The organism is Mycobacterium sp. GA-0227b (assembly GCF_001499855.1).
Lineage (GTDB): Bacteria > Actinomycetota > Actinomycetes > Mycobacteriales > Mycobacteriaceae > Mycobacterium.
Genome location: NZ_LQIK01000032.1, coordinates 20,504 through 43,192 on the forward strand (window position 1 = coordinate 20,504; position 22,689 = coordinate 43,192).

The following is a 22,689-nucleotide window of genomic DNA, read 5'->3' on the forward strand; positions in this document are numbered from 1 at the left end:
CAGTCCCGACTTCTGTGGGCAAAGCCTGACGTTTGGCCGAAAGTCCGATGGGAGACCCGCCCGGCTGGCAGCATGCTAGGCGTGACGGCAGCGGTCACTCCCAAGGGAGAACGTCGGCGGTATGCGCTGGTCAGCGCGGCTGCCGATCTGCTGTGCGAAGGCGGCTTCGACGCGGTGCGACATCGCGCCGTGGCCCGTCGTGCCGGGCTGCCGCTGGCGTCGACGACCTATTACTTCTCGTCGCTCGACGACCTGATCGCGAAGGCTGTCGAATACGTCGGCGAGCGCGAGGCCGAGCAGTTGCGGGCGCGCGTCGCGATGCTGTCGCGGCGGCGTCGAGGCGCGGAGTCGACCGCCGACATCTTGGTCGACCTGTTGGTCGATGACACGGTGGGGCAGCAGTTGATCTCGCGGTACGAGCGCTACATCGCATGCGCACGACACCCCCTGTTGCGCGACATCCAACGGCGGATTTTGCGCCAGCGCAGCGACGCGGTCATCGAGGTCATCGAACGCTCGGGGCGGTCGGTGCGGGCGGAGTACATGACCGCCTTGGTCAACGCCGTCGACGGTGCGGTGGTCGCGGCGCTCGTCGCCGAGGGCGACGGCCCGCGCGCAACAGCGCGCGCGACGTTGATCGACGTGATAGACGTGTTGGCACCTATCGACGAGCGAGTGGCGCAGGTGTAGACGCCACAAGGAGGGCGATGAGCGCTTGCGCGAAGAGCAGAGGACACCGATGAGCGCTTGCGCGAAGAGCAGAGGACACCGATGAGTACGCCGGTGGACAAGCAACCGGAACTTCGGCGGGTCATGGGTCCGGGTTTGTTGCTTCTGTTCATCGTCGGCGACATCCTCGGCACCGGCGTGTACGCGCTGACCGGCCAGGTTGCCGGTGAAGTCGGCGGGGCGGCCTGGCTGCCGTTCCTGCTGGCGTTCAGCATCGCGACGATCACGGCGTTCTCCTACCTGGAGCTGGTGACCAAATATCCGCAGGCTGCGGGCGCAGCGCTGTACGCGCACAAGGCATTCGGAGTTCAGTTCTTCACCTTCCTCGTCGCGTTCGTGGTGATGTGTTCCGGCATCACGTCTGCTTCGACCGCGTCACAAGCGTTCGCGGCCAACCTGATCAAAGGTTTCGCACTGGATTGGGGCAAGGCCGGTGTCGCCGTCATCGCGCTGGCCTTCATGGCCGTTCTGGCCGCGATCAACCTGCGCGGCGTCAGCGAAAGCGTCAAGCTCAACGTCGGCCTGACCGTCATCGAGATCACCGGACTGATGATGGTGATCTTCGTCGGGCTGTGGGCGTTCACCCAGGCCGGTGACTATGATTTCTCGCGCGTTGTCATGTTCGAAAGCAGCCAGGAGCGAAGCACATTCGTCGCGATCACCGCGGCGACGTCACTAGCGTTCTTCGCGATGGTCGGGTTCGAGGACTCGGTCAACATGGCCGAGGAGACCAAGGACCCGGTCCGGATCTTCCCGAAGGTCTTGTTGACCGGCTTGAGCCTCGCCGGCGTGGTGTACATCGTGGTGTCGATCATCGCCGTCGCGTTGGTGCCCATCGGCGAACTGAGGGCAAGCGCCACACCGCTTGTCGCGGTGGTCGAGGCGGCGGCGCCCGGACTTCCGATCGACGAGCTGTTCCCGTTCATCACGATGTTCGCGGTTTCGAACACCGCGCTGATCAACATGTTGATGGCGAGCCGGCTGATCTACGGCATGGCACGACAGCATGTGTTGCCGCCCGTGCTGGGCACGGTGCACCGAACACGCCACACTCCATGGGTTGCAATCGTGTTCACGACGGTCATCGCATTCGGTCTGATCTTCTATGTCTCTGCGTTCGCGAGCAGCAAGGCGGTTTCGGTGCTCGGTGGCACGACGTCGCTGTTGTTGTTGGCGGTCTTCGCGATGGTCAACGTCGCAGTGCTGGTGCTGCGCCGCGACGTCCGCGAGGCCGGCGGGCACTTCAAAACACCGACGGTGCTGCCCGTGATCGGGTTCATCACATCGCTGTATCTGGTGACGCCGCTGTCGGGCCGCCCCGGTTCGCAGTACCTGGTGGCCGGCGTTCTGCTCGTTATCGGCGTCGTGTTGTTCGTGATCACCATGATGATCAACAAGCAGCTCGGCATCAGGGACGCCGGCATCACCGACCCGACCCGGCTGGCCGAAACGCCGGATTAGCCGCCCAGCTGCCTGCGAATCTCGGTCAGCTCACGCTGTGCGCGTTCGATGAGAAGTTGAACCTGCTCGAGCCGCGGCAACACTTCGCCGGGGTCGGGGTCTGGCACCGCACGAGCCCGAGGAGCGGGCGTCAGCTCCGGTGGCAACGCAGGCGTGACGATGTAGCCGACTTCGCGGTCACCGTAGATCGTGATGTCCTCGCGCCGTCGCTCGAAATACAGCGCGACGTACGCGCAGAGCACCGCGTCGACGGGATCTTCGCATGCGTTCAGCTGAAACGCTCGAACGCCCGCCTCGATTCTCTTGCGAAGTTCGAGCCAGGCGGGACTACTGCGCACGCGAAGTTGCGGCGTCGCGTCGTGCAACCCCTCGATCAGCTCCACCATCCTCAGCAGCTCGGACTTGCGCTTCGCGACATCCTTGGCGCGCCGCTTGTATTTGAGCGTCTTGCCGAGTTTGAAAAGTGAAACCGTTGCTGCGTGCGGGTAGACCTCGATCGCGCGACGATCACCGCGCGACTGCGGGTCGGGATCGAGGCCCAGTCGCTCGCAGAGAACTTCGGCGCGGGGCGGGTTGAAGAGCGGATTGCCCGTGTTCGAGGGCTGCGCGGTTGCCTCGAACGGCATGAAATCCCGGTTGTACAGGGTCTCACCGAGTCGATAGCCGCTGGGATTCTTGACGATGAGGGGAGCGTCGATGGCCACGACGCAGGGGCCGTCGACATACGGCGCGAGGGTCGCCGCAATCTCGTCGTCGCTGACCGCCGTGCCGACCTGCACGAGCCGTCCATCGTCGTCCAGGACGGCTACACCGGTTTGGTTCGCGTCCGCCCACGCGAGATCGAGCCCTACGAAGTACATGGGGCCAGCCTGCCTTACCCGCGCCGTAAGCTGAGTGTTTGTGACGATCCCCAATGTGCTGGCCAATCGTTATGCCAGCGAGGACATGGTGGCCATCTGGTCGCCGGAGGCCAAGGTCGTCGCGGAGCGCCGGCTGTGGGTCGCCGTGCTGCGCGCGCAGGCGGAGTTGGGTGTGGACGTTCCGGCGACGGTGGTGGCGGACTACGAGCGGGTGCTCGAACAGGTCGACCTGGCGTCGATCGCGGCGCGCGAGCGGGTGCTGCGCCACGACGTCAAGGCGCGCATCGAGGAGTTCAATGCGTTGGCCGGCCACGAGCACGTGCACAAGGGCATGACTAGCCGCGACCTCACCGAGAACGTGGAACAGCTGCAGATCCGCCGGTCCCTGGAGCTGGTGCATTCGCATGGGGTCGCGGTGGTGGCCCGCTTGGCCGAACGCGCCGTTCTGTATCGCGACCTCGTGATGGCCGGCCGCAGCCACAACGTCGCCGCGCAGGCGACCACCTTGGGCAAGCGATTCGCGTCGGCGGCCGAAGAGATGCTGATCGCGCTGCAGCGCCTGCGCTCGTTGATTGACCGTTACCCGCTGCGGGGCATCAAGGGCCCGATGGGCACCGCGCAGGACATGCTCGACCTGTTCGACGGTGACGCTTCGCGGCTTGCGGATCTGGAGCGACGTGTCGCCGAATTCCTCGGCTTCACAGACATTTTCACCAGCGTCGGACAGGTGTACCCGCGATCGCTGGACCACGACGTCGTCTCCTCGCTGGTGCAGCTGGGCGCGGGACCGTCGTCCTTGGCGCACACCATCCGGCTGATGGCCGGACACGAACTCGTCACCGAAGGCTTCGCGCCCGGCCAGGTCGGGTCATCGGCGATGCCGCACAAGATGAACACTCGCTCGTGTGAGCGGGTGAACGGATTGCAGGTCGTGCTGCGTGGCTACGCCGCCATGGCGGCCGAACTGGCTGGCGCGCAATGGAATGAGGGCGATGTGTTCTGTTCGGTGGTGCGCCGGGTGGCGCTGCCCGACGCATTCTTCGCCGTCGACGGGCAGATTGAAACCTTCCTCACGGTGCTCGACGAGTTCGGGGCCTACCCCGCGGTGATCCAGCGAGAGCTGGATCGGTATCTGCCGTTCCTGGCGACGACGCGAATCCTGATCGCCGCCGTCCGCGCCGGGGTCGGCCGCGAAACCGCCCACGAGGTGATCAAGGAGCACGCCGTCGCGGTGGCCCTGGCGATGCGGGAGAAGGGCCAGGAACCCGACCTGCTGGACCGGCTGGCGGCCGATCCGCGGCTACCTCTGGACCGGCCTGCGCTGGATGCGGCGCTGGCCGACAAACAGGCGTTCACTGGTGCGGCCGGCGACCAGGTGGACCGGGTCGTCGAGGCCGTCGGCGAATTGGTCAGCCGCTATCCCGAAGCCGCCAAATACACTTCGGGTGCCATCTTGTGACACTGGCGGCGGTCGATTTCACCGATCTGGACAACTTCGCGAACGGCTTTCCGCACGACCTGTTCGCAGTGCATCGGCGCGAGGCGCCGGTGTATTGGCACAAGCCGACCGAGCACACCCCCGACGGCGAGGGATTCTGGTCCGTCGCCACCTACGCCGAAACGCATGCGGTGCTGCGTGATCCGCAGACCTTCTCGTCGGTGACCGGCGGCTCCCGCGCATACGGCGGCACGCTGCTGCAAGACCTGGCGATCGCCGGGCAGGTGCTCAACATGATGGACGATCCGCGACACGCGCAGATTCGCAGGCTCGTCAGCTCGGGCCTGACGCCGCGAATGATCCGCCGGGTCGAGGACGATCTGCGTGCGCGGGCGCGGCGGTTGTTGGACGCTGTCGAGCCGGGGGAGCCGTTTGACTTCCTGGTCGACGTGGCCGCCGAGTTGCCGATGCAGATGATCTGCATTCTGTTGGGAGTTCCTGAGTCCGAACGTCATTGGCTCTTTCACGCGATCGAGCCGCAGTTCGATTTCGGCGGTTCACGGAAGGCGACCCTTGGTCAGTTGTCGGCCGAGGAGGCCGGCTCGCGGATGTACGCCTACGGCCAGGAGTTGATCGCCGCCAAGCGCGCGTCGCCGACCGACGACATGCTGTCGGTGGTGGCGAACGCTTGCCTAGATGACACCGTGGACGACGGCGCGCGTTCGCCGGCCCTCCTTTCGGAAATCGAGTTGTATCTATTCTTCAGCCTGCTGTTCAGCGCGGGCGCCGAGACGACGCGCAATGCGGTGGCCGGCGGGTTGTTGGCGTTGATCGACAATCCCGATTCGCTTGCGGCTCTGCGTTCGGATCCGGGTTCGTTGCCGTCGGCCATCGAGGAGATGGTGCGCTGGACGTCGCCCTCACCGTCGAAGCGGCGCACCGCGACGCGCGATGTGTCGTTGGGCGGCTGTGAGATCGCGGCCGGTCAGAAAGTGCAGATCTGGGAGGGCTCGGCCAATCGCGACGCGACGGTTTTCACCGACCCGGATGTGTTCGACATCGGGCGTAAACCGAACCCGCATCTGGGCTTCGGGCACGGTGTGCATTACTGCCTCGGTGCCAACCTCGCGCGGCTGGAGCTTCGGGTGCTGTTCGAGGAACTGCTGACGCGGTTCTCGTTGGCCACGCTGGTCAAACCCGTCGAGTGGACGCGCAGCAACCGGCACACCGGCATTCGGCATCTTGTCGTGGAGCTGCGGTGAGCTTCGAGCGGTGAGACCCGACGCGTTCGCGTTCGTGATGGCGACCGGCATTGTGTCGATCGCTGCGACGGACCACGGCTTCGTGTACGTCAGCGACGGGCTGGCTGTGGTGGCCATCGTCGGGCTCGTGGTCCTCATGGCGGCCGCGGGAGTTTCCTGGCGCGGGCAGCCGCCGGATATTGCGGATCCCGACGTCACGATCGGCATGTTCACGTTCGTCGCGGCGTGCGCGGTCATCGACAGCAGGTTGACGTCGATATCGGCGGTGGTGTGGACACTCGGCGTGCTGGCGGCGGTGGCGTGGTTGGTGGTGAGCGCTTTGACGGCGCGGAATATGGCGGCCAGGTCCTGGAAGGAGTTGCAGGAGCGGGCGCGCGGCGCATGGGAACTGGGCAGCGTCGGCACCTCCGGACTGGCGATCGTCACCGTGGCGCTGGCGCGTGACACGGGTTCGCACGCCCTGCTGATGATCGGTGCGGCGATCTGGCTGGTGGCGATCGCGGTGTATGTGTTGATGACCGCGCTGATCCTGGCGCGGGCGTTCGCCGCGCGACTGGACCCCAGCGGGTTCGAGCCGGACGCGTGGATACTGATGGGCGCCATGGCCATTGCCACGTTGGCCGGCGACCACCTCCACCGGGCGGGGATCGACGACGTCCGCGCCATGACCATCGCGACGTGGTGTGTGGCTTCGTTGTGGATCCTGCCGCTTCTCTACTTCGGCCTTCGACACATCCAGCGGGCCGAAGCCCGGCGTTTCGCCGCGGTGTGGTGGGCGATGGTGTTTCCGCTGGGCATGTACTCGGCGGCCAGCCACGCGATGGCTGTGGAGACCGGATGGCCTGTCCTGTCCGGCGTTTCGCTGACCTTTTTCTGGATCGCGTTCGCCGCGTGGCTCATCGTGGCGTTCGCCGGCGCATGGCGGTTGCGTGTCCGTCGCCACCTACCCTCAAGACATGGACTCCGATGATGCGAACCTGCGGATCTCTGACGACGACCGTGCCCATGTGAGCCAACTGCTCGAACGGGCGGTGGGCCAGGGCATGCTCACCCTCGACGAGTTCAGCGAGCGGATCGACACTGTGCTGGCCGCGCGTACTCGCGGAGACCTGCGCAAGGTCTTGGCCGATCTCCCTGACATGGATGTGCCGCCACCGGCGACGGCGGGCCCTGCCGATGGCGAGGTGTTGCGTGGTCGGATGTCGTCGGTGTCGCGGCGGGGGCGGTGGACTGTGCCGTCACACCTGAGGGTGAACACCCGAATGTGTGACACCACGCTCGACTTCACCAACGCGGCCGTGCGCGGTCCGACCGTCGTCCTGGACATCGACGACTACTTCAGCTCGACCGAACTGATCCTGCCCGACGGCGCCACCGCCGACCTCGACGGTGTCGAGACGTTCGCCGGCAGCACGACCGTCAAGGTGCCCCGCGGCCCGGGGTCGGAGCGGTTGCATGTCGTGGTCCGCGGCCGAGTGCGGTTCGGGTCGGTGACGGCGCGGTACTCGTTCGGGCGGGTGTGGCGGCGCGTGCTCGGGTAGTGCGGTTCACTGGCCGGTCGCCGCGGCGATCTCAGCGATCACGCGTTGCGCATACTCCGTCAGGTCAAGCCAGGTGAAGCGCAACACCTTCCAGCCGAGAAGCGATATTGCATTCTGGCGCTTGCGGTCGATCTGAAACGCATCGGGGTCGTGGTGGAAGGCCCACCCGTCGACCTCGATGGCGACTTTCGCTGCGACGAAGCCGACGTCGACCTTGTAGCCGCCGACGGGATAATTCGCCTTCCAGCCGGTGAACCCAGCGTCGCGAAGAAGCTTCACCAGCAGTCGCTCGGCCTCCGAGCGGGCGCCGTCCTCGGCCGCCTGCAAGAGCCTGCGTGCCGAGGGCGAGCCGTACCTGCCCTTGTTGCGTAGGTGCGCTCGCCATAGCTACGCGAGGTCGACGTGGCGCTGCAATGCGGTATCCATCAACTTGGCTCCGCCACCGCGCCGGACCGCGGCTTCAACGACTGTCAGCGGCAGTGCGGTGACTCGCAGCCCGTCGCGCTCGACCACGTCGTGCGGGTCGAGGTCACGCCGCCGCAGCCGGGTTTCCGGCCGATGTCGAAGTCGGCTGTCTCGTGGAACGGTGACCTCGACCGTCGTCGGCGCGAATTGCGTCAGCCGGTGCCACCATGCCGCCGCCATGCCGCTCGCGCATGCCTGCGGGCCGTAGGCCAACACAGCGACGCGTACCCGAGCGGCGTCGGTGAATCGCCGATCGGCGACGAAGTACACGCCGCGAGCGCAGCGCAGCCAACGCCCCGACCGAATCCTGCGGTTGATCGCAACCTGGCTCAGCCCCACACGAAGCGCCTGGGTTCGGGTGAGTACGCCGTCCTGTCGGCACAGATAGTCGTCGGGCACTCTGTGTGGACGCGAGAACGTGCCCGACCGGTTCCATTCCGGGCGACTCGTGGAGCCGCACCGGCTCTCACCGCCGCCAAAACTCCACAAATCGCTCAGGTACGGAGCCGCGCGACTCCTGCCGAACGCAGCTCCAGCGCGGCCAGGCCGCGGATCGCCGTGGCGTCGTGCTCGCGCCACGCCCCGACGGGATCGGGGTGAATCGCCGCCAGCTTGGCCAGCGGCCGGTTGGCCAGCGCGCGCAGCGCCAGCAGTTGCTCGCCGGCGGGAGTGCGGGCCAGCGCGATCGCGGTCCATTTCCGACGGAAGAACCGAAGCCGCAGATACAGCCACGGCATCGCGACGAACAGGACTGGCGGCGCGGCCACCGCCAGCGCAAGCACCCACGCCAACCAGGACGCGGTGGTGTCGAGGCTCTGACCGGCCCCCGCGATGTCGAGCGCGGCCTCGCTGGCCGCCCGCAGCGGTTTGCTCAGCGCGTCGCCGACGAGCGGGAAGTCGCCGGTGCGGTCACTCGCGGTGTCGAGATTCTCGGACACCCCGTTGGCGCCCGTCTCGACTTGACGGCCCACCGCGGCGATCGTCGAGACGGCCGAGTGCACGGCCATGCCGACCATCACCCACACGGTGGTCCAGGCGACCACGACGATGTCGCTGATCAGCTGGCCGAGGACACGCGACGGTGTGGTGGCGTAGGGGATAAACCGCGAAGTCATGGCTGTAGATGCTGCCCGATAGGCTGGCCCGATGCGCCCCGCTCTGTCCGACTACGAACATCTGGCCAGCGGCAAGGTTCGCGAGCTGTACCGCGTGGACGACGAGACGCTGCTTTTCGTGGCCAGTGACCGCATCTCCGCCTACGACTACATCCTGGACTCGCAGATCCCCGACAAGGGCCGCATCCTGACCGCGATGAGCGTGTTCTTCTTCGACCTCCTCGACGCGCCCAACCACCTCGCCGGCCCACCCGACGACGAGCGCATCCCCGCCGACGTGCTCGGTCGCGCGCTGGTCGTGCAGGAACTCCAGATGCTGCCGGTCGAGGCCGTCGCGCGCGGCTACCTGACGGGGTCGGGTCTCATCGACTATCAGCAGACCGGCAAGGTGTGCGGGATCGCGCTGCCCGCGGGACTGCGCGAGGCCAGCAGGTTCGCGCAGCCGCTGTTCACCCCGGCGACCAAAGCCGAACTGGGACAGCATGATGTGAACATCTCATTCGACGAGGTGGTCGAGTTGATCGGCACGCAGCGAGCCGAACAGGTCCGCGACCGGACACTGCGGACCTACATCCAGGGCGCCGAGCACGCGTTGACCAAGGGCATCATCGTCGCCGACACCAAATTCGAGTTCGGCGTGGACAAAGACGGCGAACTGCGGCTGGCAGACGAGGTGTTCACCCCGGACTCGAGCCGATACTGGCGCGCCGACGACTGGGAAGAAGGTGTCGTGCAGCAGAGCTTCGACAAGCAGTTCGTCCGCAACTGGCTCACCGGGCCGGATTCCGGATGGGACCGAACCGGCGACACCCCACCGCCACCCCTGCCGCCGGACGTCGTCGAAGCCACCAGGGCTCGCTACATCGAGGCGTACGAGCGCATTTCGGGCCTCGACTTCAGCGATTGGATCGGCGGATGAGCGACGCTTGCGGAGCGAATCAACAGCGGATGAAGCCGCCGGTCGCCAAACGCGTCGAGACCCGCCGCGAGCATCACGGCGACGTCTTCGTCGACCCCTACGAGTGGCTGCGCGACAAGAGCGATCCGGACGTGACCGCACACCTCGAAGCGGAGAACGCCTATACCGAGCACGTCACCGAGCATCTGGCGCCGTTGCGGCAGAACATCTTCGACGAGATCAAGGCACGCACCAAGGAGACCGACCTTTCGGTGCCGACCCGACGCGATGCCTGGTGGTACTACGGCCGCAGCTTCGAGGGCAAGCAGTACAGCGTGCACTGCCGTTGCCCCGTCGCCGATCCCGACGACTGGACGCCGCCGGTGCTCGACGAGAACACCGAGATTCCCGGCGAGCAGGTGCTGCTCGACGAGAACGTCGAGGCCGAGGGACACGACTTCTTCTCCCTGGGCGCCGCCTCGGTCAGCCTGGACGGCAACATCCTGGCGTACTCCGTCGACGTCAAGGGCGACGAGCGATACACGCTGCGGTTCAAGGATTTACGCACCGGAGAACTGTACGACGACACGATCGTCGGAATCGGCCCGGGCGCGACATGGGCGGCCGACAACCGCACCGTGTACTACTCAACGCTCGACGAGGCGTGGCGCCCGGACACCATCTGGCGGCACCGGCTGGGCGCCGGCCTGCCTGCGCAACGCGTGTATCACGAACCCGACGAACGGTACTGGCTCGGCGTCGGCCGGACCCGCAGCGACAAGTATGTCATCATCGCCGCCGGTAGCGCCGTCACCTCCGAGGTGCGTTACGCCGATGCGACGGATCCGGAGGCCGAGTTCACGGTCGTGTGGCCACGCCGCGACTTCGTCGAGTATTCCGTCGAGCACGCCGTCGTGGGCGGCGAAGACCGGTTCCTCATCCTGCACAACGACGGTGCGGAGAACTTCACGCTCGTCGATGCGCCGGTCGACGACCCCACCGCGGTGCGCACACTGATCGAGCACCGCGACGACGCCCGCCTGGATTCCGTGGACGCGTTCGACAGGCACCTCGTCGTCAGCTACCGGAGCGAGGCGCTGCCGAAGATCCAGCTGTGGCCCATCTATCCGAATGGTGAATACGGCCACCCCGAGGACTTCACGTTCGAGTCCGAACTCACGTCAGCCGGGTTGAGCGTCAACCCGAACTGGAGCGCACCCAAACTACGGATCGGCGCCACCTCATACGTCATCCCGGTGCGCGTCTACGACGTCGACCTCGCCACCGGTGAACGGACGCTGCTGCGCGAGCAGCCCGTGCTCGGCGACTACCGCCCCGAGGATTACGTCGAACGCCGCGATTGGGCAGTGGCGCCCGACGGTGCGCGGATACCGATTTCGATCGTGCACAAGATCGGCCTGCAGTATCCGGCGCCGACGCTGCTCTACGGATACGGCGCATACGAGGCTTGCGAGGATCCACGTTTCTCCATCGCACGTCTGTCGCTGCTCGAGCGCGGCATGGTGTTCGCGGTCGCCCACGTGCGCGGCGGCGGGGAGCTGGGTAGGCCGTGGTACGAGCACGGCAAGATGCTCGAGAAGAAGAACAGCTTCACCGACTTCATCACCGTTGCAAACCATCTCGTGCAGACCGACATCACCCGACCGGAGAACCTCGTCGCTTACGGGGGCAGCGCCGGCGGTCTCCTGGTTGGCGCGGTCGCGAATATGGCGCCGGAACTGTTCGCGGGAATCCTCGCGGTGGTGCCGTTCGTCGACCCGCTCACCACGATCTTGGATCCGTCACTCCCGCTCACCGTCACGGAGTGGGACGAGTGGGGAAACCCGTTGGAGAGCAAGGAAGTCTACGAGTACATGCAGTCGTACTCGCCGTATGAAAACGTGGCGGCCAAGCATTATCCGCCGATCCTCGCGATGACGTCGCTCAACGACACCCGGGTGTACTACGTCGAGCCTGCGAAATGGGTTGCGGCACTGCGTCACATCAAGACCGACGGCAATCCGGTGCTACTCAAGACCGAGATGAACGCCGGCCATGCTGGTATCAGCGGACGCTATGAGCGCTGGAAGGAGACCGCGTTCCAGTACGCCTGGTTACTGGATGTCGCCAAGGCCGATCACGAGCGTCGGCCCTAACCACAATCTAGGCACTGTCAAGTTCTCCGGGTATGCTGGTGGGATGAGCAGGACCTCGTACCACCACGGCGATCTGAAGGCCGTCATCCTCGCAGAGGCGGCCGATCTGGTGGCCGAGCGTGGCGCCGACGGCATCTCGCTGCGCGAGCTGGCCCGCGTGGCGGGGGTGTCGCACGCGGCGCCCGCGCACCACTTCACCGACCGCCGTGGCCTGTTCACCGCGCTGGCGGCCCAGGGTTGGCGAAAGCTGGCCGCTGCCCTGGCCGATGCGAGGCCGGATTTCCTCGATGCCGCACTGGCGTACGTGCGGTTCGCCCTCGACAACCCCGGCCACTACGCGGTGATGTTCGACCGGTCGCTTGTCGACCCGGCCAACCCGGAGTTGGTGGCGGCTCAGGATGCTGCGGGCGCCGAGCTGGCACAGGGCGTCGGGACCCTCGACGATCCGCGCGCCACCGAGGACCCCCAAGCTGCCGCGCTGGCGGCGTGGTCACTGGTGCATGGGTTTTCGCTGCTGTGGCTGAATAAGGCGATCGACGTCGACGGTGATCCGATGGCAACGGTCCACCGCGTGGCGGGCATGCTTTTCAAGACCGGGTAACGTGCGGGCATGACCGACACTCCGCTGACCGATATCGCTGTCACCACCCTCGACGGCCGCGACACCACGTTGGGCGAACTTGCCGACGGCGCCGCGCTGGTGGTCAACGTCGCTTCGAAATGCGGCCTGACGCCGCAGTACACCGCGCTCGAGCAACTGGCCAAGGACTACCGCGACCGCGGTCTGACGGTGATCGGCGTGCCGTGCAATCAATTCATGGGCCAGGAGCCGGGTACCGCCGAGGAGATTCGGGAATTCTGCTCGACCACTTACGGAGTGACGTTCCCGCTGCTGGCCAAGACCGACGTCAACGGTACCGACCGGCATCCGCTGTACGCCGAACTGACCAAGACACCCGACGACAGCGGCGAGGCCGGCGACATCCAGTGGAACTTCGAAAAGTTTCTGCTCGCGCCGGGCGGAACGGTGGCCAAGCGGTTCCGTCCCCGCACCGAGCCCGATTCTCCTGAGGTGATCGCGGCCATCGAGGGTGTCCTGCCGCGATAGCATGCGATGGTCATGTGCCGTCAGCCTGTCGTAAACCGTTGTGACACCTGACGTTGCCATACTGGCCGCGTGGCTGGACAACTGATCGTCTCCGTCTCCGGGATCAGCGATCGCACGATCCCCGACGTGGCGGAGTTCTGCGCGCAACTCGACATGCGCGGAGTGCCTGTCTCGTTCCTGGTGGCGCCGAGGATCAAGGGCGGCTACCGGCTCGACGACGACGCCGCCACGGTGCAGTGGCTGGCACGCAGACGCGATGCGCGCGACGTGATTGTGCTGCACGGTTTCGACGAGGCGGCCACCAAGAATCGGCGTGGAGAGTTCGCGACACTGCCGGCGCACGAGGCGAATCTGCGGTTGACGGCCGCCGACCGCGTGATGGAGCACATGGGTTTGCGCACGCGGCTGTTCGCGGCGCCGGGTTGGACGGTGTCGCAGGGGACACTCATGGCGCTGCCGCGCAATGGCTTTCGGCTGGTCGCCGGTCTCACGGAGATCACCGATCTGGCCCGCGGGACGGCGGTACGGTCGCGGGTCCTCGGCATCGGTGAAGGTTTCCTCAGCGAGCCGTGGTGGTGCCGGACACTGGTGTTGTCCGCCGAGCGCATCGCGCGACGAGGAGGGGTGGTTCGAGTGGCCGTCGCCGCCCGGCATCTGCGCAGGCCGGGGCCGCGGCAGGCGATGCTCGACGCCGTCGACCTCGCACTCATGCACCGGTGTGTGCCCGGTGTCTACGAATGGCGGCCGTTCAGCGCATTGACAGACGCCGCATAGCGTCCGCCCGCTAACGTGGCGACATGGCAGATGCTGACGTCATTGTCGTCGGGGCCGGGCTTGCGGGCCTGGTGGCGGCATGCGAACTCGTCGAACGTGGCCGCCGCGTATTGATTCTCGACCAGGAGAACTCCAACAACATCGGCGGTCAGGCGTACTGGTCGTTCGGCGGACTGTTCTTCGTCGACAGCCCCGAACAGCGCCGGCTGGGCATCCGGGACAGCCACGAGTTGGCTCTGCAGGACTGGCTTGGCTCGGCGGGATTCGACCGCCCGGAGGATCACTGGCCACGCCAATGGGCGCATGCCTACGTCGATTTCGCAGCGGGCGAGAAGCGCGGCTGGCTGCGCGAGCGTGGCCTGCAGACGTTCCCGATCGTCGGGTGGGCCGAGCGCGGCGGATACGACGCCCGCGGACACGGCAATTCGGTGCCGCGGTTCCACATCACCTGGGGTACCGGACCGGCGATCGTCGACATCTTCGCGCGCCGCCTGATCGGACGCGCCCGGTTCGCGCATCGGCATCGCGTCGACGAGCTGATCGTCGAGAACGGCGCCGTCGTCGGCGTGCGCGGAACAGTGCTCGAGCCCTCGGACGAGCCGCGCGGTGTCGCATCGTCACGAAAAGCAGTCGCGGAGTTCGAGTTCCGTGCACAGGCGGTCGTCGTCGCGAGTGGCGGCATCGGAGGCAACCACGACCTGGTGCGGCAGAACTGGCCCCAGCGGATGGGCCGGGTGCCCGAACAGTTGCTGTCCGGCGTACCCGCGCACGTGGACGGACGCATGATCGGCATCACCGAGGCGGCCGGGGCGCGGGTGATCAACAGCGACCGGATGTGGCATTACACCGAGGGCATCACGAATTACGACCCGATCTGGCCGCTGCACGGGATCCGGATCCTGCCCGGGCCGTCGTCGTTGTGGTTGGACGCCAACGGTAACCGCCTGCCGTCGCCGCTGTATCCGGGGTTCGACACGCTCGGCACGCTGGAGCACATCGCACAGACCGGGCAGGACTACACGTGGTTCATCCTCAATGCGCGGATCATCGCCAAGGAGTTTGCGCTCTCCGGTCAGGAACAGAACCCGGACCTCACGGGCCGCAGCGTCCGCGATGTCTTGGCGCGGGTACGTGCCGGCGCGCCGCGACCGGTGCAGGCGTTCGTCGACCGTGGGGTCGACTTCGTCAGCGCTGATTCCCTGCGCGAGTTGGTTTCTGCGATGAACGCCGTCCCCGATGTCCAGCCGCTGGACTACGCGACGGTGCAGGCCGAGGTCACCGCTCGCGACCGGGAGGTCGCGAACAAGTTCACCAAGGACTTTCAGATCGCCTCGATCCGGGTGGCGCGCAACTATCTCGGCGACCGGGTGAGTCGCGTCGTCGCGCCGCACCGGTTGACCGATCCGAAGGCCGGTCCGCTGATCGCGGTCAAACTGCACATCCTGACGCGAAAGTCCCTGGGTGGCTTGGAAACCGACCTCGACGCGCGGGTACTGCGACCCGACGGCGGCGTGTTCGAGGGCTTGTTCGCCGCGGGGGAAGCTGCGGGATTCGGCGGTGGCGGCGTGCATGGATACAGGTCGCTGGAGGGCACCTTCCTCGGCGGGTGTGTGTTCTCCGGCCGGGCCGCCGGCCGCGCGGCGGCACGCGACACCGCCTAGACCCGGCGAGCAGCCGTAAAGTGCCCCGAAAACGCGTGAAAGATGGGCAGTTTGCGTCTGCTCGCGTGGCCCCAGCTCGCGCTCAGAAAGCCCTGCTGTTCTCCGGGTCCAGCACCTGAAAGTCGGTGTCCGTCATCTCCGAGAGCCTGCCGTAGAAGATGCCGCGGGCGCTGGGATCGATGATCCCCTGATGGATGGGCACCGCATGCGTCGGCGCCACGGCGCGTAGGTAATCCACCGCCTCGGCGATCTTCATCCACGGCGCGGCCGCGGGCGTCGCAAGCACGTCGACCGGTTCGCCAGGAGTGAACAGCGCGTCGCCGGGATGCATGAGGCGGGCACGATGCGAGCCGTCGCCGATCAGGTACGAGATGTTGTCGATCACCGGGATCTCCGGGTGGATCACCGCGTGCTTGCCGCCGACACCGCGGACCGTGAGGTGGTCGATGGTGAACTCGTCGCCGACGTTGACCGCGCGCCACGGATCGCCGAGTTGGGCGGCGGTCTGCGGGTCGGCGTACAGCGCGGCCTGCGGATTGGCGTCGAGCAGCGCGGGCAATCGCTCGGTGTCGGCGTGGTCGGGATGCTGATGGGTGATCAGGATCGCCGACAGCCCCGTGATGCCCTCGAAACCGTGCGAGAACGTCCCGGGATCGAAAAGAATCGTCGATTCGCCACCCGATTCACCCTTGAAATTCGCGAGTAAGCATGAATGTCCGAAATGCGTCAATTCCATGCCTATATTGTGGCGGCGCTGGCCGTGTTCAGGGGGTACTTGAGTCGTGCGATTGCTGCTGGCAGTGGCGCTCACGGCGTTCGGTGTGGCGATGACACCCATCCCGACGGCGGCCGCCGTGCCGGGCATCTGCCCGCCGATCTGCGACGCGATTCCCGATTCCGCGTGGTCGGTGTCCAGTGAGCTTCCGTTGTACTCGGTGTACCGCTGGCCGGGCCTGGCCGGGTTGGCGGTCAGCGCGCCCTCGCCGCGGTTCATGTTCGAGGAACTCTGCAGCAGCCCCCCGGTGCCCGCCGACCTGCGCGACTATGTGGTCGCGGCCAGGGCCGAGGTCGGCAATCCAGCTGGTCAGTGGCAGCTACGGGCGCAGGTGTTGCACTGGCGCGGAGACGTCGCGCACAACGGTCCGCTGTCGCGGTCGGTGCTCGACACCGCGCGACAAAGGCTGCGGACCTGCCAGTTGACGGCTCCGCTGGTGTCGCCGTCGATCACCACGACCGACCCGGAGCGGCTGGCCGCGGTGATCAGCGTGGCCGGCCAACAGGTGGTGCATCAGTATCTGCTCGCGCATCCGACGAGCGGCACGATCGTCGAACTGGCGATGTGGTCGACCCTGCCGGTGCAGGTGCCCTGGGTCGCGGTGCCCGACGCGCAGGTTTTTGACGCGCTGACCGCCCCGCTGTGCGGCGCGTACCTGGGTTCGTGCCGGTGACTCGCGCAAGCCGAAGCCGCCGGTACAGTTGACGCGTGGCAAGGGTGGTGGTGCACGTGATGCCCAAGGCGGAGATCCTCGACCCGCAGGGGCAGGCGATCGTCGGCGCGTTGGGCCGACTTGGCTTCGACGGTGTCTCAGATGTGCGGCAGGGCAAGCGCTTTGAGCTCGAGGTCGACGACAGCATCGACGATGACACTCTCGCGGAGATCGCAGAATCGCTGTTGGCGAACACCGTGATCGAGGACTGGTCGGTGAGCAGGGAGCAGTCGTGACCGCTCGTGTGGGCGTCATCACATTTCCCGGCACCCTTGACGACGTCGACGCCGCGCGCGCCGTTCGGTTGGCCGGTGCCGAAGCCGTTCCGCTCTGGCATGCCGACGCCGATCTGAAGAACGTCGACGCGGTGGTGGTGCCCGGCGGGTTCTCCTACGGGGACTATCTGCGGGCCGGCGCGATCGCGAAGTTCGCGCCCGTGATGGGCGAAGTGGTGCGGGCCGCCGGGCAGGGTATGCCGGTGTTGGGTATTTGCAACGGTTTTCAGGTGCTGTGCGAGTCGGGTCTGCTGCCGGGCGCGTTGACCCGCAATGTCGGACTGCACTTCGTCTGCCGTGACATCTGGCTGGAAGTCGCATCGACCTCCTCGGCGTGGACATCGCGTTACGAGCAGGGCGCCGACCTGCTGATCCCCCTGAAGTCCGGCGAGGGCCGCTATGTGGCCAGCGACAAGGTGCTCGACGAGCTCGAGGGCGAGGGACGGGTGGTGTTCCGCTACCGGGAGAACCCCAACGGCTCACAACGCAACATCGCCGGCATCAGCTCCGCCGACGGACGCGTCGTCGGCCTGATGCCGCATCCCGAGCACGCGACCGAGGCGCTCACCGGACCGTCCGACGACGGGCTCGGCCTGTTCTACTCCGCGCTGGACGGCGTGCTGAGCGCCTGAGCGGAGCACACGACACGCCGCGCTTCAACAGCCCCTCTGCGCGCTATTTGGCAGCGAGCCTGACGAGCTCTCGCCCTTGGTGCACGACGTATACGTTGCCGTCGCGGTCGACGGTGATGTGGGTCGGGCTCTGGAGGCCGGTGAACGGTAGCTGGGCCCATTCGCCTCCCCCGGCGGGCATGCGTGAGACGGTATTTGCCTTCACGTCGGTTGCATACAGATTGCCCGCAGTGTCGACGGCTAGGCCACCGACATCTTCGGGCCCACCGTCGACCGGTTCGGCGGCCTCCGCGTCCTTCGCTATCTTCACGATCTCACCCATCGTGAACACGAACAGGTTGTCTTCGGCGTCGATCGCCACGTGTCCTGCCCCAGTGACGCCGGTTACGGGCAGCTCGGTCGGACTGTCCGCACCCGGAATGTATTTCAACAGTTTGTTCTGCTTGTTGTCGCCGAGATAGATTGTGCCGTCGGTCGCCACCGCGATATCGCTGTAATTTTGCAGCTTGGCGAAGGGCAGCCGCTTCGGTTCCGTGGATCCGGGTGAGACGGTCTGAACGAGACCGTCGAGAGTGACGAAGTACAGCGTGCCGTCCGGTGCAACGGCGGACGTTGAGACTGTCGGATAACCACTGAGGTTCAACGGGGTCGGGCGAACTGCTCCTGGTGCCAGAGTGGAGATTCCGGTGGCGCCACCCAGATAGAGGACGTTCTCATCGTCGACGCTCAACGACGAAATGCCCATCGCGACAAGCGGGAACGTACTCTGCGTGCCCGTCTGCAGTGGCACATCCGGCGGCCGGGAGGTCGGTGCAGAGTTCGTGCACGCAGCCACCAACACAACGACGGCGGCGATGCCGAGGAGGAATCCGAGCACACCACCGCGCCGCTGTAGACCCTGCTTGACGATGTTCAAGAGCCCCCCGCCGTCGGCAAGCAACGGTTCACCTTCTCCGTCTCCACGCTGGGAATCGTAGCGGCCTGCTTGTTTGGGTTGTCCACCTCCGCTGGTCCGCTCGCGCACTCAGGGCGTCAGCGCGACCGAGGCTTCGGCGGTGTAGCACAGGAACGTCAGCGTCTCCTCCAGATACAGCTCGACTGTTCCTGCGTCGTGCGACAGGTAGCCGATCGACACGTCGGTACCCAGCTGCAGGTCGAAATCGCCTCCGCGCGTTGACAGTACGAACGCACCGTCGATAGCGGGCGCCCAGATGATGTCGCCGTCGACGAGCCGGTGGAGGTGCTCGCGGATCGGATAGCCGTGCTGGGTGGTCTCGCTGACCTTGGTGTACACCTCGGCCGACAGCAGCACCGAGTAGGGGCCGTCGACGCCGGAGAGCCGCAACTCGGACAACGCCTGGGAGATCACGTCGGGGATGTCGCGCTCGTCGTCGGGCAGCGCCAGCGCGGTGTTGGAACTGCACGCCCGGATGCCTTCGATGGACGCCGCCTCGTAGCCCTCGAAGATCGCCCGGTCCTCGGCGAAGGCCAGCTTCATCGCGGCATCCTTGACCGGGTCCCAGTCCGAATCCTGCGAGCCCCGCTCGACGTCGTCGATTGCAGTGCGGGACACGGTGAACGGGACCCGCAGCCGTACCAACGGCTTGGCTTCGCGCAGGTGCGCGATCACGCCGTCGCCGGGAGGAGCGACGTCACGCAGATGCCCTGTGCTGATCGCAGCGGTCGCCGGCCCGCCGGGCTCGCTGACGTCGACCACCCGCCGCCCGGCGATGTGCCGTTTGAACGTGCGGCTGGCCTCCAATTCTATTTCCGCCCAGGCGGCTTCGGTGACCGGCGCCAGATCGCGATACAGGTTGTTCATCAACGGATTCCTTTCAAGCTGCCGATGTCGAGCGAGCCTTCGTATTCGGCGGGAGTCACCACGGCCACCGCCGGCGGAGCCCCGTCGGCGACCGAATCAGGCAGTGGCGGAGGGTCGTCGAGGAAGTCGACGGTCGGGGTGAAGAACATGCCGCCCGTCAGGGCGGTCGAGAAGTCCAGGATGCGGTCGGTGTTGCCCGGCGGGTCGCCGATGAACATGTTGTCCAGCATCCGTTCGGTGACCGCGGCGCTCCGCGAATACCCGATGAAGTAGGTGCCGAACTCGCCCTTTCCGATCTCGCCGAACGGCATGTTGTGCCGCACGATCTTCAGCTCGTTGCCGGCGTCGTCTTCGATCACGTTCAGTGCGACATGTGAATTGGTCGGCTTGACCGCATCGTCGAGTTCGATGTCGTCGAGTTTGGTGCGGCCGATCACCCGCTCCTGCTCCTCGACCGCCAACGAGTTCCATGCCGCCATGTCGTGTACGTACTTCTGCACATGCACATAACAGCCGCCCGCGAAATCGGGGTCCTCGTCGCCGATCTGGGTTGCCGAGCGCGCGAGCGCACCATCCGGGTTCTCGGTCCCGTCGACGAAGCCCATCAGGTCGCGGTTGTCGAAGAACTTGAAGCCGTGCGTCTCGTCGACGATGGTGATCGCCCCGTCCATCGCCTCGACCAGCTTGGTGGCCAGCTCGAAGCAGACGTCCATCGACTCGGCACGGATATGGAACAGCACGTCGCCCTCGGTCGCCGGGGCGTGGTGGCGCCCGCCGCGGATCTCGGTGAAGGGATGCAGCTCGGCCGGTCGAGGACCGCTGAACAGCCGGTCCCAGGCATCGGAGCCAATTGATGTGACCGCCGACAGCCGTTTTGTCGGATCGCGGAAACCGATGGCCCGCACCAGACCCGAGATCTCGGTCAGCGCATCGTGCACGGTCTCCTCCCGGCCGGCGACGATGGTCGCCACCAGGAAGACGGCCGCCGGCGTCAACGGTTCGAGCACCGGCTGCGGCTGTATTTCGGGCACAACTGGACCCTATCGCCAATGATCTTGAATCACCCGTAAAGATGAAGAGATGGCAGCCAGCCCTCAGAGCCTGTGTGAGTTCATCGACGCCTCGCCTTCGCCGTACCACGTCTGCGAGACCACCGCGGACCGGCTGCGCTCGGCGGGCTTCCGCGAACTCTCCGAGGCCGACCCCTGGCCGTCGTCCGGGGGCCGGTTCTTCACCGTGCGGGCCGGCTCGCTGATCGCCTGGCGGACGGATGCGGACAGCCAGGGCGCACCGTTTCGCATCGTCGGCGCCCACACCGACAGCCCGAACCTGCGGGTCAAGCAGCACCCCGACCGATACATCTCGGGATGGCGGGTGGTCGCGCTGCAGCCGTACGGCGGCGCGTGGCTGAACTCGTGGCTGGACCGCGACCTCGGCGTCAGCGGCCGGCTCTCGGTGCGCGACGGCAGCCACCTGGTGCACCAACTCATCCGGATAGACGAACCGATCCTGCGGGTGCCGCAACTGGCCATCCACCTCGCCGAGGACCGCAAGGCCGTCGAGCTGAACCCGCAGCGCCACGTCAACGCGGTGTGGGGCGTCGGTGGCGGGCCCGAAGCGTTCCTCGACTATGTGGCCGAGTACGCCGGCGTGCCGGCCGACGACGTGCTGGGCGCCGATCTGATGACCCACGACCTGACCCCCTCACGGCTTGTCGGCTCGGGCGGCAAGCTGGTCAGCGCGCCTCGGCTGGACAACCAGGCGACCTGCTACGCCGGACTGGAAGCGTTCTTGGCCGCCGAACCACGCGCGTACCTGCCGGTGCTGGTGCTTTTCGACCACGAGGAGGTCGGCTCGCAGTCCGACCACGGCGCACAGTCCGATCTGCTGGCAACCGTGCTGGAGCGCATCACACTGGCCGAGGGCGGCGGGCGCGAGGAGTTTCTGCGCCGACTACCGGACTCGATGGTGGCTTCCGGCGACATGGCGCACGCGACTCATCCGAACTACCCCGAACGACATGAGCCGGGGCACCTCATAGAGGTCAACGCGGGCCCGGTTCTCAAGGTTCAGCCGAACCTGCGCTACGCCACCGACGGCCGGACCGCTGCGGCGTTCGCACTGGCCTGCGCGCAGGCCGGAGTGCCGCTGCAGCGCTATGAGCACCGGGCGGATCTGCCGTGCGGGTCGACGGTGGGGCCGATGACCGCGGCTCGCACCGGCATCCCGACCGTCGATGTGGGCGCACCGCAGCTGGCCATGCATTCGGCCCGGGAGGTGATGGGCGCCGATGACGTCACCGCCTACGCCGCGGCGTTGACGGCGTTCTTGTCACCGCAGTGATCTAGGGTCGGCGCCATGACCCTCGCCATCGTGAACGTCACCTTCGACAGCACGGATCCCGATATGCTCGCCGAGTGGTGGGCGCGCGCTCTGGGCGGCCAGGTAAACGCGGTTGCGCCAGGCTTTTTCGTCACCGTGTCCCGGCCGGACGGCGGCCCGGGCCTCGGTTTTCACAAGGTCGACGATCCCACGCCGGGTAAGAACCGGGTGCACCTCGACTTCGGCGTCGGCGACACCGAGGCGGAGGTCGAACGCCTGGTCGGGATCGGCGCCACCGAAACCGCCCGGCACAGCATCGGCGACTTCGGCTGGGTGGTGCTCGCCGATCCGGACGGCAACCTGTTCTGTATCGGCTCGGCCGATCACCCGTAGCCCCGGCGGCGGCACAGGCGGGCCGTCGCCGGGACCGGATGGTGGTTACTTGATCCTGCTGGCGAGCAGGCGCTTACCTTCTTCGGCGCCCTTCCTGCTGTCAGCCTGCGCCTTGCGGAACAGTTCTGCGAGCTCATCGTCGCCGTCGCGCTCGGCGTCCCGGACGTAGGTCTCCATCCGCAGCGCGTTCTCGAGGCACTGCTCGGTGTACCAGATGAGGTTGTAGTTCTTGTCCTTCGTCCCGGTCACCTGGCCGGTTTCGGTGGATGTGCTCATTGGTCGCCTCCTTC

Annotated in this window: 24 protein-coding genes and 1 pseudogene; 17 read left to right on the forward strand and 8 right to left on the reverse strand. The window is 66.5% G+C overall.

What is annotated here, in order from left to right:
* Nucleotides 1-72: 72 nt before the first annotated feature.
* Both AU185_RS21005 and AU185_RS21010 read left to right on the forward strand, forming a co-directional pair.
* Entirely contained in the window at nt 73-690 is a 618-nt protein-coding gene (locus AU185_RS21005; protein ID WP_059098352.1) for a TetR/AcrR family transcriptional regulator, read from the forward strand.
* An 81-nt stretch (nt 691-771) separates the two neighbouring features.
* Nucleotides 772-2,190 (forward strand): APC family permease, encoded by a 1,419-nt coding sequence (locus tag AU185_RS21010; protein ID WP_059098351.1) that lies wholly within the window; start codon nt 772-774, stop codon nt 2,188-2,190.
* Here AU185_RS21010 and AU185_RS21015 read toward each other — a convergent pair.
* Complete coding sequence (locus tag AU185_RS21015) at nt 2,187-3,050, reverse strand: DUF429 domain-containing protein (RefSeq protein ID WP_059098350.1); 864 nt, start codon at nt 3,048-3,050, stop codon at nt 2,187-2,189. The two genes, AU185_RS21010 and AU185_RS21015, sit on opposite strands and share 4 nt — an antisense overlap.
* A gap of 40 nt (nt 3,051-3,090) precedes the next feature.
* On the opposite strand from AU185_RS21015, the gene purB reads away from it, so the two are divergent.
* Genes purB through AU185_RS21035 form a run of 4 tightly spaced genes read left to right on the forward strand, consistent with a single transcriptional unit; the run spans nt 3,091 to nt 7,291 of the window.
* On the forward strand, nt 3,091-4,509 hold the full coding sequence (purB, locus tag AU185_RS21020; RefSeq protein WP_059098349.1) for an adenylosuccinate lyase: 1,419 nt from the start codon (nt 3,091-3,093) through the stop codon (nt 4,507-4,509).
* Complete coding sequence (locus tag AU185_RS21025; RefSeq protein WP_059098348.1) at nt 4,506-5,750, forward strand: cytochrome P450; 1,245 nt, start codon at nt 4,506-4,508, stop codon at nt 5,748-5,750. The genes purB and AU185_RS21025 overlap by 4 nt, the downstream gene beginning before the upstream one ends.
* Nucleotides 5,751-5,760: 10 nt before the next feature.
* On the forward strand, nt 5,761-6,720 hold the full coding sequence (locus AU185_RS21030) for a tellurite resistance/C4-dicarboxylate transporter family protein (RefSeq protein WP_231740242.1): 960 nt from the start codon (nt 5,761-5,763) through the stop codon (nt 6,718-6,720).
* Nucleotides 6,707-7,291 (forward strand): DUF1707 SHOCT-like domain-containing protein, encoded by a 585-nt coding sequence (locus tag AU185_RS21035; protein ID WP_059098347.1) that lies wholly within the window; start codon nt 6,707-6,709, stop codon nt 7,289-7,291. The genes AU185_RS21030 and AU185_RS21035 overlap by 14 nt, the downstream gene beginning before the upstream one ends.
* Nucleotides 7,292-7,297: 6 nt before the next feature.
* Here the strand turns inward: AU185_RS21035 and AU185_RS21040 are convergent.
* Both AU185_RS21040 and AU185_RS21045 read right to left on the reverse strand, forming a co-directional pair.
* Nucleotides 7,298-8,155 (reverse strand): annotated as a pseudogene (locus AU185_RS21040) (PDDEXK-like endonuclease domain-containing protein).
* Between the two features lie 95 nt (nt 8,156-8,250).
* Nucleotides 8,251-8,871: a hypothetical protein gene (locus AU185_RS21045; protein WP_059098346.1), complete on the reverse strand. Its 621-nt coding sequence runs from the start codon at nt 8,869-8,871 to the stop codon at nt 8,251-8,253.
* A 31-nt stretch (nt 8,872-8,902) separates the two neighbouring features.
* On the opposite strand from AU185_RS21045, the gene AU185_RS21050 reads away from it, so the two are divergent.
* From AU185_RS21050 to AU185_RS21075, 6 genes are all read left to right on the forward strand, one after another.
* On the forward strand, nt 8,903-9,790 hold the full coding sequence (locus AU185_RS21050; protein WP_059098345.1) for a phosphoribosylaminoimidazolesuccinocarboxamide synthase: 888 nt from the start codon (nt 8,903-8,905) through the stop codon (nt 9,788-9,790).
* 29 nt (nt 9,791-9,819) lie between these two features.
* Complete coding sequence (locus AU185_RS21055) at nt 9,820-11,925, forward strand: S9 family peptidase (protein WP_059098344.1); 2,106 nt, start codon at nt 9,820-9,822, stop codon at nt 11,923-11,925.
* A 43-nt stretch (nt 11,926-11,968) separates the two neighbouring features.
* Complete coding sequence (locus AU185_RS21060; protein WP_059098343.1) at nt 11,969-12,526, forward strand: TetR/AcrR family transcriptional regulator; 558 nt, start codon at nt 11,969-11,971, stop codon at nt 12,524-12,526.
* Nucleotides 12,527-12,535: 9 nt separating this feature from the next.
* Entirely contained in the window at nt 12,536-13,033 is a 498-nt protein-coding gene (locus AU185_RS21065; RefSeq protein WP_059098342.1) for a glutathione peroxidase, read from the forward strand.
* 69 nt (nt 13,034-13,102) lie between these two features.
* On the forward strand, nt 13,103-13,807 hold the full coding sequence (locus AU185_RS21070; protein ID WP_059098341.1) for a DUF2334 domain-containing protein: 705 nt from the start codon (nt 13,103-13,105) through the stop codon (nt 13,805-13,807).
* 23 nt (nt 13,808-13,830) lie between these two features.
* Complete coding sequence (locus AU185_RS21075; protein ID WP_059098340.1) at nt 13,831-15,468, forward strand: FAD-binding dehydrogenase; 1,638 nt, start codon at nt 13,831-13,833, stop codon at nt 15,466-15,468.
* Between the two features lie 82 nt (nt 15,469-15,550).
* Here the strand turns inward: AU185_RS21075 and AU185_RS21080 are convergent, their stop codons facing one another.
* Nucleotides 15,551-16,204, reverse strand: a complete 654-nt coding sequence (locus tag AU185_RS21080; protein ID WP_059098339.1) for an MBL fold metallo-hydrolase — start codon at nt 16,202-16,204, stop codon at nt 15,551-15,553.
* A gap of 46 nt (nt 16,205-16,250) precedes the next feature.
* Between AU185_RS21080 and AU185_RS21085 the strand changes: the two genes are divergently transcribed.
* Genes AU185_RS21085 through purQ form a run of 3 tightly spaced genes read left to right on the forward strand, consistent with a single transcriptional unit; the run spans nt 16,251 to nt 17,862 of the window.
* Entirely contained in the window at nt 16,251-16,916 is a 666-nt protein-coding gene (locus tag AU185_RS21085) for a hypothetical protein (RefSeq protein ID WP_059098338.1), read from the forward strand.
* Between the two features lie 35 nt (nt 16,917-16,951).
* On the forward strand, nt 16,952-17,191 hold the full coding sequence (purS, locus tag AU185_RS21090; RefSeq protein ID WP_059098337.1) for a phosphoribosylformylglycinamidine synthase subunit PurS: 240 nt from the start codon (nt 16,952-16,954) through the stop codon (nt 17,189-17,191).
* Entirely contained in the window at nt 17,188-17,862 is a 675-nt protein-coding gene (purQ, locus tag AU185_RS21095; RefSeq protein ID WP_059098336.1) for a phosphoribosylformylglycinamidine synthase subunit PurQ, read from the forward strand. The genes purS and purQ overlap by 4 nt, the downstream gene beginning before the upstream one ends.
* 43 nt (nt 17,863-17,905) lie before the next feature.
* Here the strand turns inward: purQ and AU185_RS21100 are convergent, their stop codons facing one another.
* The 3 genes from AU185_RS21100 to AU185_RS21110 all read right to left on the reverse strand — a co-directional run bounded on the left by AU185_RS21100 (nt 17,906) and on the right by AU185_RS21110 (nt 20,715).
* Complete coding sequence (locus AU185_RS21100; RefSeq protein WP_156425620.1) at nt 17,906-18,802, reverse strand: NHL repeat-containing protein; 897 nt, start codon at nt 18,800-18,802, stop codon at nt 17,906-17,908.
* 84 nt (nt 18,803-18,886) lie between these two features.
* Nucleotides 18,887-19,684, reverse strand: coding sequence for a family 1 encapsulin nanocompartment shell protein (locus tag AU185_RS21105; protein ID WP_059098334.1), 798 nt, complete (start codon nt 19,682-19,684; stop codon nt 18,887-18,889).
* Entirely contained in the window at nt 19,684-20,715 is a 1,032-nt protein-coding gene (locus tag AU185_RS21110; protein ID WP_059098333.1) for a Dyp-type peroxidase, read from the reverse strand. Before AU185_RS21110 ends, AU185_RS21105 begins: the two co-directional genes overlap by 1 nt.
* Nucleotides 20,716-20,764: 49 nt before the next feature.
* Here AU185_RS21110 and AU185_RS21115 point away from each other — a divergent pair, with 49 nt between their 5' ends.
* Together AU185_RS21115 and AU185_RS21120 are read left to right on the forward strand one after the other, a co-directional pair.
* Entirely contained in the window at nt 20,765-22,027 is a 1,263-nt protein-coding gene (locus AU185_RS21115) for a M18 family aminopeptidase (RefSeq protein WP_059098332.1), read from the forward strand.
* 15 nt (nt 22,028-22,042) lie between these two features.
* Complete coding sequence (locus AU185_RS21120; RefSeq protein ID WP_059098331.1) at nt 22,043-22,399, forward strand: VOC family protein; 357 nt, start codon at nt 22,043-22,045, stop codon at nt 22,397-22,399.
* A gap of 45 nt (nt 22,400-22,444) precedes the next feature.
* Here the strand turns inward: AU185_RS21120 and AU185_RS21125 are convergent, their stop codons facing one another.
* Nucleotides 22,445-22,675, reverse strand: a complete 231-nt coding sequence (locus tag AU185_RS21125) for a hypothetical protein (RefSeq protein ID WP_059098330.1) — start codon at nt 22,673-22,675, stop codon at nt 22,445-22,447.
* Nucleotides 22,676-22,689 lie beyond the last annotated feature (14 nt).

Excerpts from the sequence above, each read along its gene's own strand:
- AU185_RS21005 (WP_059098352.1), top strand. The coding sequence starts at position 73 with ATGCTAGGCGTGACGGCAGCGGTCACTCCCAAGGGAGAACGTCGGCGG.
- AU185_RS21010 (WP_059098351.1), top strand. The coding sequence starts at position 772 with ATGAGTACGCCGGTGGACAAGCAACCGGAACTTCGGCGGGTCATGGGT.
- AU185_RS21015 (WP_059098350.1), bottom strand. The coding sequence starts at position 3,050 with ATGTACTTCGTAGGGCTCGATCTCGCGTGGGCGGACGCGAACCAAACC.
- AU185_RS21035 (WP_059098347.1), top strand. The coding sequence starts at position 6,707 with ATGGACTCCGATGATGCGAACCTGCGGATCTCTGACGACGACCGTGCC.
- AU185_RS21045 (WP_059098346.1), bottom strand. The coding sequence starts at position 8,871 with ATGACTTCGCGGTTTATCCCCTACGCCACCACACCGTCGCGTGTCCTC.
- AU185_RS21050 (WP_059098345.1), top strand. The coding sequence starts at position 8,903 with ATGCGCCCCGCTCTGTCCGACTACGAACATCTGGCCAGCGGCAAGGTT.
- AU185_RS21055 (WP_059098344.1), top strand. The coding sequence starts at position 9,820 with ATGAAGCCGCCGGTCGCCAAACGCGTCGAGACCCGCCGCGAGCATCAC.
- AU185_RS21060 (WP_059098343.1), top strand. The coding sequence starts at position 11,969 with ATGAGCAGGACCTCGTACCACCACGGCGATCTGAAGGCCGTCATCCTC.
- AU185_RS21065 (WP_059098342.1), top strand. The coding sequence starts at position 12,536 with ATGACCGACACTCCGCTGACCGATATCGCTGTCACCACCCTCGACGGC.
- AU185_RS21075 (WP_059098340.1), top strand. The coding sequence starts at position 13,831 with ATGGCAGATGCTGACGTCATTGTCGTCGGGGCCGGGCTTGCGGGCCTG.
- AU185_RS21080 (WP_059098339.1), bottom strand. The coding sequence starts at position 16,204 with ATGGAATTGACGCATTTCGGACATTCATGCTTACTCGCGAATTTCAAG.
- AU185_RS21105 (WP_059098334.1), bottom strand. The coding sequence starts at position 19,684 with ATGAACAACCTGTATCGCGATCTGGCGCCGGTCACCGAAGCCGCCTGG.
- AU185_RS21115 (WP_059098332.1), top strand. The coding sequence starts at position 20,765 with ATGGCAGCCAGCCCTCAGAGCCTGTGTGAGTTCATCGACGCCTCGCCT.
- AU185_RS21120 (WP_059098331.1), top strand. The coding sequence starts at position 22,043 with ATGACCCTCGCCATCGTGAACGTCACCTTCGACAGCACGGATCCCGAT.
- AU185_RS21125 (WP_059098330.1), bottom strand. The coding sequence starts at position 22,675 with ATGAGCACATCCACCGAAACCGGCCAGGTGACCGGGACGAAGGACAAG.